Here is a 13916-nt window from a genome sequence, read left to right as displayed (position 1 = left end):
GAATAGAATGGGTAATATATTTGATAAATTCAAGTATTTTATAGGTATTGATGATTACGAAGAAGATGAATATTTAGTTGATGAGACAACTGAAGAAATTGAAGCAGGGTCTTCTCAGTCAACAAAAAAATTCAGTAACAAAGTTGTAAATATTCACACAAACAATAATATGAAAATTTCAGTACATGAACCTCTTAGCTACGAGGAAGCACCGGCGATTATTGATGACCTTAAATTAAGGAAAGCAATCGTAGTTAATTTCGAACAACTAGACACGAATGTAAAAAGGCAAATCTTTGATTTTATTAATGGTGGGCTTTATGCAGTTGAGGGGAAAATTCAGAAAGTTACCAAAGATATATTTATACTTGCACCTAACAATATAGAAATAGACGGATTAAAAGACGAATTGAAGAACAGGGGAATATTCCCTTGGTAAGGAGACTTTAATGTATACATTGCTAAGATCAGTAAGGATATTATTTGATTTTTTAGAGATTTTAATTATAATACGAATATTTGTAAATATCTTCAGAATTCCTGTGAATAATTTGTTCGGTAAAATACTATTCGAACTTACAGAGCCTATTATGGCACCTGCTAGAGCATTGTTGGATAAAATTGGATTTGGAAGAGGCTTCATAGATTTTTCACCTTGGGTAGCCATAATTTTTTTGAGAGTTGTTTATTCTGTGATACTGAATATAGTAGGGTAACATATGTTAGATAAAGGTATGTACCTTAATCATATTAATGACAATGAAATAGTTTTTAAGATGAGAAGGCTGCTTGATTTGATTGAGTCATCTTTAAAGAGTCATATGGTAATCGAATCAGACTTTATGGATCCATATGAACAAAAGTTAAGTGAATCAATTCTAAATCGCTTTCAGGAATTGTCCTACATTTTTCACGGTGGGCTAGAAGAGACTGAGAGGAAGTGTATAATAATACATCCAGAGTACATATACAGCGAAGATCTTGAATCACCTGTTTCATACTTAAAAATTGAAGGTCATCTGGATGGTCTTAATCACAAGGATTATCTTGGAGCAATAATGGGGATTGGATTGACAAGAGAGAAAATTGGAGATATTCTTTTGTATGAAAATTATACTGTAGTAATAGTAAAAAAAGAAATCAAGGATTATATACTGTTGAATTTTGAAAAGGCAGGCAATAAAAATATTAGTATATCAGAGATTCAAGGAGAGAACTTGGTTTACCCTAAACCAGATTTTATTGAACTTAAGAAATTTGTAGCATCTCTGAGATTGGATGTTTATCTGAGTGCTGCATACAATATTTCAAGAAGTGAGAGCATGGGATTAATTAAATCAGGTGATACAAAAGTAAACTGGGAAAAAATTAAAAAATCAGATACTGTACTTGAGATAGGGGATGTTGTTTCTGTAAGAGGAAAAGGCAGAACCATTTTTTATGGGCTAGGCGGTACTTCAAAAAAAGGAAGACTAAATCTGACAATCAGAAAACTAGTGTAATGGAGTGATTAAATGATAACACCTTTAGATATCCAGAATAAGAATTTCAAAAAAACTTTTAGAGGTTTCTATCCTAAGGAAGTCAATTCTTTCCTTACAGAGATTATTGACGATTATGAAAGAATGTATAAGGAAAATATTGAATACAAGGATAAAATTAATATGCTTACTGACCAGATAAGACAGTTCCAGACCATGGAAGAAACCTTGAAAAGCACGCTTTTAGTTGCTCAGCAAGCAGCAGATGAAGTCACCGTCAATGCAAGAAACAAAGCTGAAATTATAATTGAGAATGCCGAGGATACAGGAAGAAGAATCATTGAGCAATCGAGAGAGGACGTAAGAGGAATAAAGAATGAATATGATTATCTTCAAAAAGAGTTGTTTATATTCAAAACCAGATACGAGTCTTTCCTTAAATCTCAGCTACTTTCATTGGAGGAGTATTATAACAATGTAGATAATAAAAACAGAGTTGAAAGCAGTACAACAGAAGAGAAAGATTTGAAAGAATAGACCAGGAGGAGCGTTGGCTTCTTTTTGTTCTGTAAAATGAAAGAATGGTAGGAGGAAAAGCATTGGGATTTATATTGGGAATTCTGATTATAGTAGCTGATCAGGCAACAAAGCATTTGTCAGTTTTATATTTAATGAATAAAAAGCCGATAGTGCTCATTAATGATTTAATTGAACTCCATTTTGTAAAGAACTATGGCGCTGCTTTTGGTATACTTCAAAACCAAAGATTATTCTTTATTTCAGTTACTACTCTAGTATTAGTGGTAATGTCAATATATATGATAAAGAATCAGAAAAAACTAACTTTGGTTGCAAATATAGCCATGGGATTTCTATTGGGGGGCGCTTTAGGCAATCTAATTGATAGAGTTAGACTTGGGTATGTAGTAGATTTTATTAAGGTTGACCTTGGAAGATTATATGATTTTCCAGTTTTTAATATTGCAGATATCTTTATTGTCATAGGAACAGGGCTACTTATTTTTGTAATATTATTTGACAAATATGATAAGGCACAGGTGATTTAAATTGAAAGAAATCGAAATCTATGTAGGTGAAGAAGATAATGAAAGACTGGACTTTTTTCTTTCATTGGAGCTGGATGAGTTTTCACGAACCAGAATTCATAAACTAATAAAAGATAAGTTAATTACTGTAAATAAATCTTTCAAAAAGCCAAGTTATTTGGTCAAAGAAGGTGATACAATTCTTGTACAGCTTCCTGAGCCCAAAATTCTTGAAATTACACCTGAGAATATCCCAATCGAAATTGTTTATGAAGACGATGATTTGGCGGTAATAGATAAGGATTATGGAATGGTTGTACATCCGGCACCTGGAAACTATTCAGGAACACTTGTCAATGCACTTATGTATCGTATGGATAACCTGTCATCTATTAATGGCATTATAAGGCCAGGAATCGTCCACAGGTTGGATAAGGACACCTCAGGCCTGATAGTGATAGCTAAGAATGATAAAGCTCACAGAGAGCTATCTGAGCAGTTAAAATACCACGGTGTTTATAGAGAGTACATAACTTTGGTTCATGGTAATGTCAAACAGGACGGCGGAACGATAAATGCACCAATAGGCAGGAATCAGAGAGATAGAAAGAAAATGGCTGTAACTGACAAAAACAGCAAAGAAGCTATAAGCCATTTCACTGTTAAAGAGAGGTATGGTAAGTACACATTAGTTTCAGTTAGACTTGAAACCGGAAGAACACATCAAATAAGGGTACATTTTGCGTACTTTGGTAATCCAGTGGTGGGAGATCCTGTGTATTCAAGCGGTAAGAATGAATTTAATGTAAAGAGGCAACTGTTACATGCTAGAAAGTTGGGATTCACTCACCCTTCAACCAAGACTAAAGTTGAATTTGAGTGTGAATTACCAGAGGATTTCAAAAAAATATTGGCAAAGCTGCAAAGGGAGGTTCAATAATGATAGTAAAAGCCGTTATTATGGACAATAAGGCAATTGCCAGAGCAACAACTAGGATTTCAAATGAAATAATTGAAAGAAACAAAGGCATAAAAGACTTGGTTTTGGTTGGGGTTAAAACAAGGGGCGTCCCTTTTGCCAGGAGAATTGCAGAAATGATATTTAATATTGAAGGCGAAGACGTACCAGTATATACTCTGGACATTAGTCTATATAGGGATGATCTTGAGGAAATTGGAAATCAACCTGTTGTAAATGAAAGCTTCAAGGGTGAAATAAATGGTAAGAAGATTGTTTTAGTTGATGATGTAATCTATACTGGAAGAACTGTCAGAGCTGCTCTGGATGCATTAATCGACAACGGCAGACCCAGGAAAGTACAATTGGCTGTGTTAGTGGACCGAGGGCACAGAGAATTCCCAATAAGGCCGGATTATGTAGGTAAAAATGTACCTACTGCAAGAACTGAAGTTGTAGGTGTCAAATTGAAGGAAATAGATGGAAAAGATGAAGTGGTTATTATGAAAAGATAGAGGACCTATTAATCCTCTATCTTTTTTATCTTGTCTAATTCTGCTGGAGATGGATTTACCACTATGGTTTTTTGGTTTTCATACACTACCAGTCCGGTCTTTCCATTCTTTGGTTTTCTTACGTATTTTTTTTCTGTATAGTCCACTTCGACACTTCCTGAGTTTCTACCTTTGCTGTAATAAGCAGCTAGTAAACCTGCTTCAGTAAGAGTTTGTTCTGGGACTGAGTTTCCCTCTGTCTTGATGATAACGTGACTTCCAGGAATTCCTTTTGTATGAAGCCAGATATCTTCTTTTTTTGCGATTTTCATAGTGAGCATTTCATTTTGCCTGTTATTTCTTCCTACAAAAATTTCAAAGCCTTCTGATGATACAAATCTTAGTGGACCTGACAATTTTACTTTTTTCTTCCTATCTTTCATGCTTCGTCTTTGTATATAACCCTCTAGAATAAGTTCATCCTTAATTTCATCAAGTTCTTTGACATCGGTTGCGTTTTCAAGGCTTACAAGGACATGTTCAATATAGGATATTTCAGACTCTGTTTCTGGAATCTGAGCAAGTAATAGCTGATTGGCAGTTTTTAGCTTGCCATATTTCTTGTAATATCTTTGGGCATTTTCCGCAGGACTTGTTTTTGGATCTAGGGGAACCTTTAACTTCTCTAGATTTTCATCATAAAAATTTTCAAGTATGACTTGATCAAGTCCTTTATTTATCCTGTATAGATTTGATTGTATTAAATCAGCATATACTTTATATTTTTCTCTATCTTTACTATTTAGAAGCTCCTCTCTTTGCTTTGAAAGTTTATTCTGTGCTCTTTCAAGCTTGGTGTGCAGGATTTTCTTAAGTGAAGCTGATTTCTGTTTAACTCTATCACTTGTATCCCTAGAGTTATATACAAAATCGAGCATTTTTGAAACACTGTTAGTCTCTATTTGATTCATCCCTCGGTATTGTGATAATGGGAATGCATAGAAGGCCTCAACATTACTATCCTCTTCCTTTAATATATACACTGGTTTAAATTCTTCATTCTTAACTTTTTGAATAAATTGATTAAGACCATTTAAAAGATTGTTTTTGTCATTATCATCAAGACTTAAGATGACTCTGTCTGAGTCAAGGCCTGCTATGCTACAGATCTCTCTGCCTGCTAGTGGACTGAGGCCAGTAAAACTTTGATAAAGAAACTTAAATATTTTTTGACTTCCATTAGCTTTATCTAGGTGATCATAGAAATCATTCTGATCTGACTGGAGTGGATCTACCTTGCCTTCTGATTCTATAAAGGAATAGTCAAATCCCGGAAGCAGTTGTCTGACCCTAGAGATTTCAGCAGGGATTCTTTTTATAGAGTCAATAATTTTCCTGGAATCCTTATCAATAAGTATAATATTACTATGTTTTCCCATTATTTCAACGATGAGCTCTCTTTCAGTGGGGTTGCCAAGTTCATCTTTACCTGAAAGAGTAAATATGACAACTCTATCCAAACCTCTCTGCCTAATGTCCAGTATTATACTGCCAGTCAGGTGTTTCCTAAGTAGCATGCAAAACATTGGTGGTGAAAGTGGATTAGTTTTTGGGGAGCTTGTTAAATATATTCTTGGGTTGTTGCTACTTGCGGATATTAGCAATCGATGATTCTTTCCCTTACTGTATATCTGTATTAACATTTCGTCTTTTTCATGTTGATAAATCTTATCTATCCTACCGCCAAGCAATATACTATTTAATTCGGATACTACTGATCTGGTTACTATACCATCAAATGACATTTTAAACCTCCGTATTTATGTTGTCTATCTAGTATACCACAAATTGGATCGATGAAGAATTGACAATCTTGTACACATAATTATTTTAGAGGATTACATCTAAATATTAATATTTCGTAATAAATAGTAGATATTTATATTCATAGATGTATAATATTCTATAACTCGTATAAAGATATCTATGCATTATAATCACTTGATGATGGATTGTGGTTTTTATCGGTTGATGATCGAATTTTAAATAATAAGATTGATTGATATCTTTTATGGATAAAAAGGAGGGATTCCATTGATTAGAAGTATGACAGGCTATGGAAAAGGAGAGTCTGAGAACCAGCTGTATAAACTTAAGATTGAACTGAAATCAGTGAATCACAGGTATTTGGATATAAATGTTAAGCTGCCAAGGTATCTCATTTATCTTGAAGAAAGTATTAAAAAGCTGATAAAGGAGAGAATGCATAGAGGGAAGGTAGATGTATTTGTCAATTTTGAATTCGCTGAAACAACAGCTGTAGATGTTAAAGTTGATATTTCATTAGCCAGAAGCTTTAAATCAGCTCTTGAAGAGTTAAAAAGTGAATTGGATATCGATGATAGTATCAGACTCAATAATATCCTTTCAATCTCTGATGTAATTAAAACCGAGAAGAAAGAGCTGGATGAAGATCTTGTATGGGAAGCTATAAAAGAGTCAACAATCAAAGCTCTGGACAAAATGATTGCAATGAGGGAGTATGAAGGTGAGCAACTTAGGAAAGACATTCATGGAAAGTTGGGAAACATCGAATCTATAGCAACTAGAATTGAAGAGAGAGCCCCTCTTGTAGTAGAGGAGTATAAATCTAAGCTGAATGAAAGAATTCAAGCAATTTTAGAGGATGTTGCTGCTGTTGATATGGACCGACTTGCCATGGAGATAGCAATTTATGCAGATAAAAGTAGTATAGATGAAGAATTGACTAGATTAAAGAGTCATGTATCTCAGTTAAAAGAGATTTTATCAGAAAAAGACTCAATAGGTAGGAAGCTTGATTTTCTAATTCAGGAGTTCAACAGGGAAGTTAACACAATAGGTAGCAAGTCTAGCGATACGGATATTGTAAAGGCTGTCGTTGAATTAAAGTCTGAAATTGAAAAGATAAGGGAGCAGGTACAGAACATCGAGTAGGAGGAAGAACTATGTTAGTTTATTTTATAAATGTAGGCTTTGGAAATGTAGTTGCATCAAACAAGGTTGTTTCTGTAGTCAGTCCAGAATCTGCTCCAATAAAAAGACTGGTTCAAGAATCCAAGGAACAGGGAACGCTAATAGATGCAACCTACGGTAGAAGAACCAGGGCAGTAATTGTTATGGACAGTGGTCATATTGTATTATCCCCTTTGCAACCGGAGACTATTGCACATAGACTCCATACCAAAGAGGATGGGCATGAATAATGATGAAAGATGGTGAGAAATTATGGCAAAAGGATTTTTATTAGTTCTTTCAGGTCCTTCGGGTAGCGGAAAGGGAACAGTAAGTCAGGCGCTTATGCAAAGTAGAGACGACATTGTATTTTCAATTTCTGCTACAACAAGAAATCCTAGAGCTACTGAAGTTGATGGTGAAAACTATTTTTTCTATGATAAAGATGTTTTCATGGATATGGTTGAAAAGGGTGAGTTTATCGAGCATGCATTTGTGCATACGAATTACTATGGAACTCCAAAGAAATTTGTTTTCGACCAGATAGAAAAGGGTGAAATAGTATTACTCGAAATTGATGTACAGGGTGCACTACAGATTAAAAAAAATTATAAAGAAGCAGTATTCATTTTCCTTTTACCACCTACAATGGATGAGTTGAGGAACAGAATAGTTAAGAGAGGCACAGAAACTGAAGAAGATATCGATACTAGATTTTCAAATGCATTCAAGGAATTGGATTTCGTTGGCGAATATGACTTCTTTGTAGTAAATGATAAGGTTGATGCAGCTGTAGCAGATATTGAAGCCATCATACATTCTGAAAAGCTTAGAGTTAAGAGACATAATGGTATTAAAGAACTGGTAACTAGAAAAGGGGGTAGCAAAAATGAATGATAAGATAAAAGAGAACTGTCTTCCTAAAGAAAGTAGATATACTTTGGTTATGGTGGCTGCCAGAAGAGCAAGACAACTTGTAGAAGGTTCAACTCCAAGAGTAGATACAAAGGCTAACAAGCCAGTAACCATTGCTTTGGATGAAATTGCTGAAGGAAAGGTTGAGTTTGTAAATCCTTCCGCTGGAAGTTTTAAGTAGGTGAAATCATGTTAAAGGACAAGCACATACTATTGGGAATTACAGGAGGTATAGCTGCATATAAATCAGCAGATCTGGTAAGCAAGTTGAAAAAATCCGGCGCTAAGGTTGATGTTGTAATGACTAAGGCAGCAACTGAATTTGTTAGCCCTTTGACATTTCAGACAATGTCACAGAGCAAAGTTCACTTTGATTTGTTTGGTCTGGAGAGCTATATGGAAGTTGAACATATTGCTCTTGCTCAAAGACCAGATATTATTCTTATAGCCCCTGCAACTGCAAACACAATTGGCAAGATAGCCAATGGGATTGCAGACAATATGCTGACAACAGTCGTTATGGCTTCCAATGTCAGTATACTATTTGCTCCAGCAATGAATACGAATATGTATTTGAATCCAATAACACAAAAAAACATTAAAGCTTTGAAAGAACTTGGGCACCAATTCATGAACACAGGAGAAGGAAGACTTGCCTGTGGTGACGTGGGTGCTGGGAAAATGGCTGAACCGGCAGAGATTATTACTTATCTGGAGGATTATTTCACTGAAAAGGATCTTAAAGGCAAAAAAATAGTTGTTACCGCGGGCCCAACAATTGAGGAAATAGATCCAGTGAGATTTATTACAAATCACTCAAGTGGAAAAATGGGGTACTCAATTGCTAGTATTGCTGCAAAGAGGGGAGCTGAGGTTGTCCTGATTTCGGGTCCAGTTGATTTAGACCCACCTTCCAATGTAAAAATCGTGAATATTAAGTCAACAGAAGAAATGATGGAAGCAGTAAGAGAGCATTTCGAAAACTGTGATGTCTTGATAAAAGCTGCTGCTCCTTCTGATTTTAAGCCTTTGAACTACAGTGACAAAAAAATCAAGAAAAGAGAAAATGAATCGAAGTCAATGTCTATCGAACTAACTAAGAATCCTGATATTGCTGCCTATTTTGGAAAAATCAAGGAACATCGCATAATGGTAGGCTTTGCAGCTGAGACCAATAATATAGAAGAATATGCTGGTTTAAAAATGAAAGAAAAGAACTTGGATTTTATTGTTGCGAATGATATAACCCAGGACGGAGCGGGGTTTAAGGGCGATACTAATATAGCCACCATTTATGATGCTTCAGGCCAGATTGAAAGCCTTCCATTGATGTCAAAGGATGATTTGTCATCTTTTATACTGGATAAGGTGAAGTTGATACTGGAAAACAGAAGTTAGTAGAAATTGTCCTAGATTGAAAGGAGTTATGGAATGGGTTTTGCAGAGATTATAATTGATCATAAATCCTCAAGCGTGGACAAAAGATTTACCTATAACATACCAAGTGATCTTGAGAATCAAGCAAAACTTGGTGTAAGAGTTGTTGTACCTTTTGGTAGATATAATAAGCCTATAATGGGAATTATTGTAGAAATGAAAGATGATTCCAGCATATCTTACAAGACCAAGGATATTATTCAGGTTCTGGATGATAAGCCTCTGATTTCTGAAAAAAAAATCATTTTAGCTAATTGGATAAAAGAAGAGTATCTTTGTACAGGATATGAATCTATGCAGCCTATGTTACCACCGGGCGATTTCAGGGATATAACTACGATGGTAGTACCTGGTGAGAGCTTGAATAATTTCAACAACCATTCAGAGGAAGAAAAAATAATACTGTCAGAAGTATCAAATGCCAGCAAGATTGAGTATACAGAGTTGCAGAATATCTGCCAGAACAAGGACTTCAACAAATTGATTTCCAGTCTTGAAGAAGAAGGCTCAATTAAACTGGTACTTGATATAAGAAAAACAAGCACTTCCAGAGTTGAAAAAATTGTAATAAGAAATCAAACTGTCTCATTTGATAAGGGTGTTGAAATTATTGGTAATTCTGCAAAAAAACAGCTAAAAATTTGGACATTATTTAAAGGAACTAATGAAATTGCAGCAAATGAGATCTTGAAGCAGCTAAATACAAGTCTTTCAGTTTTAAAAGCTATGGAAACTAAAAATCTTGTATTAATTGAAAATAGAATTGTCAATGAAACACCAGTATCCAAAGATATACCAGAGTATCTAAAGATTGAGCTGAACACGGATCAAAAAAGAGTTTATGAAGGAATATGTCATTCCAATAATAATATTTCTCTTATTCATGGAATAACAGGTAGTGGCAAGACTGAAATATATCTTCAACTGGTGGAAGATATGCTTCGTAATGGCAAGGATTCTATAATACTGGTACCTGAAATATCATTAACTCCTCAAACAATTGATAGATTTGTTGGTAGATTTGGCAACCAAGTAGCAATTCTTCACAGCAAACTTACACAGCTTGAGAGATTTGATCAATGGAGAAGGATAAAAACCGGTGAGTATAAAATTGTGGTTGGTGCGAGATCAGCTTTATTCGCACCTTTCAATAATTTAGGGTTAATAGTGATCGATGAGGAGCATGAAAATACTTATAAATCATCTAATAATCCTAAATATGACACTATAGATGTAGCAATCAGAATATCTGAACTAGAGAATTCAAAACTTGTTCTCGGAACTGCTACGCCTTCTATTGAAACATATTATAGAACTGAAATTGGAGAATATTCGCTCTATGAACTGCAAAACAGAGCGACAAGAAATTCCCTTCCATCAATTAATGTAGTTGATATGAGGGATGAGCTTCAGGAGGGAAATCGTTCAATTTTCAGCAAAATTCTATACCAGGAGATGGTTAATGCTCTTGATAATGGAAACCAAATTATCCTTTTTTTGAATAAGAGAGGTTATACTGGATTTATAACGTGTAGAAGTTGTGGATATGTCTCAAAGTGCGATAATTGTGATATAAGTCTAACCTATCACAAATCAACAAATAGACTTAGATGTCATTATTGTGGAGATACCCATACATTACCATCTTCTTGTCCTGCATGTGGAAGCAATTATTTTAAAAGTTTTGGGATAGGAACTGAAAGGGTTGAGGAAGAAGTCCGAAAGTTGTTCCCAGATGCAAAAACATTGAGAATGGACAGCGATATGATTAAATCAAGAGAAGATTATGAAAAAGCATTGGATTCAATGAAGAATAATGAGGTAGATATTCTTGTAGGAACTCAAATGATATCTAAAGGCCTTGATTTTCCAAGGGTGACACTTGTAGGCATAATAGCAGCGGATACGACATTGAACTTGCCGGACTTTAGGTCACCTGAGAGAACTTTTCAACTTGTTACTCAAGTTGCTGGAAGAGCCGGTCGTGGAGATATAGCAGGAAATGTAATATTGCAGACCTATAATCCTGATCACTATAGTATTACCACTGCAATGACAAATGACTACAAATTATTTTACAGTAATGAATCACAGTTGCGCAAGGAATTTGGATACCCTCCATACAAAGGAATAGCTACCGTGACATTATTCGGTAAAAATCAATTACATGTAAAAGAATCGATGGAAGAGTCTGCCTTGGAGCTACAGAAGCATATAAAAAATGAAAAACTAGTTAGTATTGATGTGCTAGGTCCTAATCCAGCACCTTTAGAGAGAATTAACAATAACTATCGCTGGCAAATATTATTAAAATTCGGTTACAATGATAGTAAACTTATAAAGAATATTATTAACAGGGTATATAATAAAGATAAGGGCAAAATAAAACATGATGACATAAAAATTAGCATAGATATTAATCCAAGTAGCATATTATAGAAGAAGTAAATTTAGGAGGATTGAGATGGCATTAAGAAAGATCAGGTTAGATGGCGATCCAATACTAAGAAAAAAATCTAGAGAAGTAGCTGAATTAGATGATAGAATACTACAGTTACTAGATGATATGGTAGAAACCATGAGGCATGAAAACGGTATTGGACTTGCAGCACCACAAATAGGAGTTTTGAAAAGGGTAATAACAATTGATATTGGAGAAAAACCAATAATCGCAATAAATCCGGTGATTGAAGCACAAGAAGGTGAAGTTGACGGTATTGAAGGTTGTCTTTCAGTACCGGATTTGGCTGGTACAGTTGAAAGACCGCAGACTATAACCATTTCATTTATGGACGAAAACGGTCAAAAGGTTGAGATGAAGCCATCAGGATATCTTGCAAGGGTATTTTGTCATGAAATAGATCATCTTGAAGGAGTTTTATACACTGACAAAGCTAAAGAAGTCCATGAGAATGTAGCTGAGGATGAGGAGTTGTCATGAAGATAATATATATGGGCACTCCTGATTTTGCAGTAAAGTCTTTGGAACACATTTTCAACGAAGGCTACGATATTCCTCTTGTAGTTACTCAAATGGATAAAAAAAAAGGAAGAGGAAAAAAGCTTCAACCAACCCCTGTTAAGGAAAAGGCTATTGAATTGGGAATTGAAGTATTTCAGCCAGTAGATATAAATTCTGACGAATCGTATCATAAACTAAAGATTATTGAACCAGATTTTATAGTGGTAGCAGCCTATGGTCAAATTTTAAAAAAAAGAATATTGGAGATTCCGAAATACAATTGTCTAAATATACATGCGTCTTTATTGCCTAAGTATAGAGGAGCAGCACCAATAAATTGGGCAATTATGAATGGAGAAATCAATACAGGTATAACAATAATGAATATGGAAGAAGGCCTTGACACAGGTGGTATATTTCTAAAACAAGAGATACCGATTGCATGGGAAGATGATTCACAGACAATTCATGATAAATTGGCTGAAGTTGGATCATACTTGGTAATAGAAGCCATGGAATTAATTGTGTCGGGTGATTCTGTTTTAACCCCACAGAAACACGAGGAATCGAGTTATGCGCCTATATTATATAAGGGTGTTGGTAGCATTGACTGGACCAAAGCTGCTAGGGATATTTACAAAAAGGTTATGGGACTTAAACCTTGGCCATCTGCATTTACGGAATACAAAGGACAGAAGATAAAGATACACAGAGTTGAGGTAGAAGAAAGAGATCATGATATTACACCCGGTACTATAGTGGATGCTGAACCAGATGGTATCAAAGTCGCAGTCTCAGATGGTTTTATAATTATTAAACAGCTACAATTTCCTGGCAAAAGAGCCATGAATGTCAAGGAACTATTGTTGGGGAAAGATATTGAAAAGGGATACATTTTATAGAGAAGAGGGATATTTATGTATACAGGCTTTTATGGAGGATCATGGTTGATATTTGTGCTTCCAGCAATCTTGTTTGCGGGCTATGCACAAATGAAGGTAAAGACAACTTTTTCACAGTATCTAAAAGTACCCAGCGAATCTGGAATGACTGGGGCACAGGTTGCCAGACGCATTCTTGATAGTAGTGGTTTAAGTGATATTCCAATTGAGGCTGTCAGAGGAAATCTGACTGACCATTACGACCCGGGAAAACGAGTTATAAGACTATCTCAAAATGTTTACGGAAGTAGCAGCATAGCATCTGTAAGTGTAGCTGCTCATGAAGTAGGACACGCAATACAACATGCAGAGGGATATTTTCCCTTAATTCTAAGAAACAACATTGCACCGATAGCGAATTTTGGTTCAAAATTGGTATGGATATTTGTAATTCTTGGTTTTATAATTAGTCCATTCTTAATAGATGTTGGGATAGCATTATTCCTTGCAGCTGTATTATTTCAAATAGTTACACTTCCTGTTGAATTCAATGCCAGTAGAAGGGCTATGGTTCATCTGGAGAATGGATTGATACCTTCACAAAGCTTAAAACCAGCAAAAAAAGTTTTAGATGCAGCTGCTCTGACATATGTAGCTGCTACAATAGTCGCTTTGGCTGAATTGTTAAGATTATTGGCCTTACGAGGACAAAGGAGATAAAGGGGGAGGAATCTCCCTTTTTTTTGGA

17 protein-coding genes are annotated in these 13916 nt (G+C 35.2%); 16 read left to right on the top strand and 1 reads right to left on the bottom strand.

Annotated features, from left to right (window positions below; translation table 11 throughout):
• The first annotated feature begins 7 nt into the window (after nucleotides 1–7).
• Genes ACOEN1_RS04270 through pyrR form a run of 7 tightly spaced genes read left to right on the top strand, consistent with a single transcriptional unit; the run spans nucleotide 8 to nucleotide 4000 of the window.
• Nucleotides 8–439, top strand: a complete 432-nt coding sequence (locus ACOEN1_RS04270; RefSeq protein ID WP_422485209.1) for a cell division protein SepF — start codon at nucleotides 8–10, stop codon at nucleotides 437–439.
• Nucleotides 440–449: 10 nt separating this feature from the next.
• Nucleotides 450–716 (top strand): YggT family protein, encoded by a 267-nt coding sequence (locus ACOEN1_RS04265; protein WP_422485207.1) that lies wholly within the window; start codon nucleotides 450–452, stop codon nucleotides 714–716.
• Between the two features lie 3 nt (nucleotides 717–719).
• Nucleotides 720–1502: an RNA-binding protein gene (locus ACOEN1_RS04260; protein WP_422485206.1), complete on the top strand. Its 783-nt coding sequence runs from the start codon at nucleotides 720–722 to the stop codon at nucleotides 1500–1502.
• A gap of 12 nt (nucleotides 1503–1514) precedes the next feature.
• Nucleotides 1515–2018 (top strand): DivIVA domain-containing protein, encoded by a 504-nt coding sequence (locus ACOEN1_RS04255; protein ID WP_422485204.1) that lies wholly within the window; start codon nucleotides 1515–1517, stop codon nucleotides 2016–2018.
• 44 nt (nucleotides 2019–2062) lie between these two features.
• A complete protein-coding gene (gene lspA, locus ACOEN1_RS04250; RefSeq protein ID WP_422485202.1) occupies nucleotides 2063–2548 on the top strand; it encodes a signal peptidase II in 486 nt (161 codons plus the stop codon).
• 1 nt (nucleotide 2549) lies between these two features.
• Nucleotides 2550–3467 (top strand): RluA family pseudouridine synthase, encoded by a 918-nt coding sequence (locus tag ACOEN1_RS04245; RefSeq protein ID WP_422485200.1) that lies wholly within the window; start codon nucleotides 2550–2552, stop codon nucleotides 3465–3467.
• Nucleotides 3467–4000: a bifunctional pyr operon transcriptional regulator/uracil phosphoribosyltransferase PyrR gene (pyrR, locus tag ACOEN1_RS04240; protein WP_422485198.1), complete on the top strand. Its 534-nt coding sequence runs from the start codon at nucleotides 3467–3469 to the stop codon at nucleotides 3998–4000. The genes ACOEN1_RS04245 and pyrR overlap by 1 nt, the downstream gene beginning before the upstream one ends.
• An 8-nt stretch (nucleotides 4001–4008) precedes the next feature.
• On the opposite strand, the gene ACOEN1_RS04235 is transcribed toward pyrR, so the two are convergent.
• Nucleotides 4009–5784 (bottom strand): Rqc2 family fibronectin-binding protein, encoded by a 1776-nt coding sequence (locus ACOEN1_RS04235; protein ID WP_422485197.1) that lies wholly within the window; start codon nucleotides 5782–5784, stop codon nucleotides 4009–4011.
• A 289-nt stretch (nucleotides 5785–6073) separates the two neighbouring features.
• Between ACOEN1_RS04235 and ACOEN1_RS04230 the strand changes: the two genes are divergently transcribed.
• Genes ACOEN1_RS04230 through ACOEN1_RS04190 form a run of 9 tightly spaced genes read left to right on the top strand, consistent with a single transcriptional unit; the run spans nucleotide 6074 to nucleotide 13888 of the window.
• Entirely contained in the window at nucleotides 6074–6955 is an 882-nt protein-coding gene (locus ACOEN1_RS04230) for a YicC/YloC family endoribonuclease (RefSeq protein WP_422485196.1), read from the top strand.
• A gap of 11 nt (nucleotides 6956–6966) precedes the next feature.
• Nucleotides 6967–7224 carry an extracellular matrix/biofilm regulator RemA gene (gene remA, locus ACOEN1_RS04225; protein WP_409227421.1) on the top strand — a complete coding sequence of 86 codons (258 nt, stop codon included), beginning with the start codon at nucleotides 6967–6969 and terminating at the stop codon, nucleotides 7222–7224.
• A gap of 22 nt (nucleotides 7225–7246) precedes the next feature.
• Nucleotides 7247–7870 carry a guanylate kinase gene (gene gmk, locus ACOEN1_RS04220; protein WP_422485195.1) on the top strand — a complete coding sequence of 208 codons (624 nt, stop codon included), beginning with the start codon at nucleotides 7247–7249 and terminating at the stop codon, nucleotides 7868–7870.
• Entirely contained in the window at nucleotides 7863–8069 is a 207-nt protein-coding gene (gene rpoZ, locus ACOEN1_RS04215; protein WP_422485194.1) for a DNA-directed RNA polymerase subunit omega, read from the top strand. Before gmk ends, rpoZ begins: the two co-directional genes overlap by 8 nt.
• Nucleotides 8070–8077: 8 nt before the next feature.
• A complete protein-coding gene (gene coaBC / locus ACOEN1_RS04210) occupies nucleotides 8078–9286 on the top strand; it encodes a bifunctional phosphopantothenoylcysteine decarboxylase/phosphopantothenate--cysteine ligase CoaBC (RefSeq protein ID WP_422485193.1) in 1209 nt (402 codons plus the stop codon).
• A 33-nt stretch (nucleotides 9287–9319) separates the two neighbouring features.
• Nucleotides 9320–11764, top strand: coding sequence for a primosomal protein N' (gene priA / locus ACOEN1_RS04205; protein ID WP_422485192.1), 2445 nt, complete (start codon nucleotides 9320–9322; stop codon nucleotides 11762–11764).
• Nucleotides 11765–11789: 25 nt separating this feature from the next.
• Nucleotides 11790–12266, top strand: coding sequence for a peptide deformylase (gene def, locus ACOEN1_RS04200; RefSeq protein WP_422485191.1), 477 nt, complete (start codon nucleotides 11790–11792; stop codon nucleotides 12264–12266).
• On the top strand, nucleotides 12263–13189 hold the full coding sequence (gene fmt / locus ACOEN1_RS04195; RefSeq protein ID WP_422485190.1) for a methionyl-tRNA formyltransferase: 927 nt from the start codon (nucleotides 12263–12265) through the stop codon (nucleotides 13187–13189). Before def ends, fmt begins: the two co-directional genes overlap by 4 nt.
• A 15-nt stretch (nucleotides 13190–13204) precedes the next feature.
• The gene (locus ACOEN1_RS04190; protein ID WP_422485189.1) at nucleotides 13205–13888 is read left to right on the top strand and encodes a zinc metallopeptidase; all 684 of its coding nucleotides are present in this window, start codon (nucleotides 13205–13207) and stop codon (nucleotides 13886–13888) included.
• The last annotated feature ends 28 nt before the right edge of the window (nucleotides 13889–13916 follow it).

Source organism: Gudongella sp. DL1XJH-153, assembly GCF_049310905.1.
Classification (GTDB): Bacteria; Bacillota; Clostridia; order Tissierellales; family Tissierellaceae; genus Gudongella.
The sequence above is the reverse complement of the archived record's forward strand: the minus strand, read 5'-3'. Positions and strand labels throughout refer to the sequence as shown.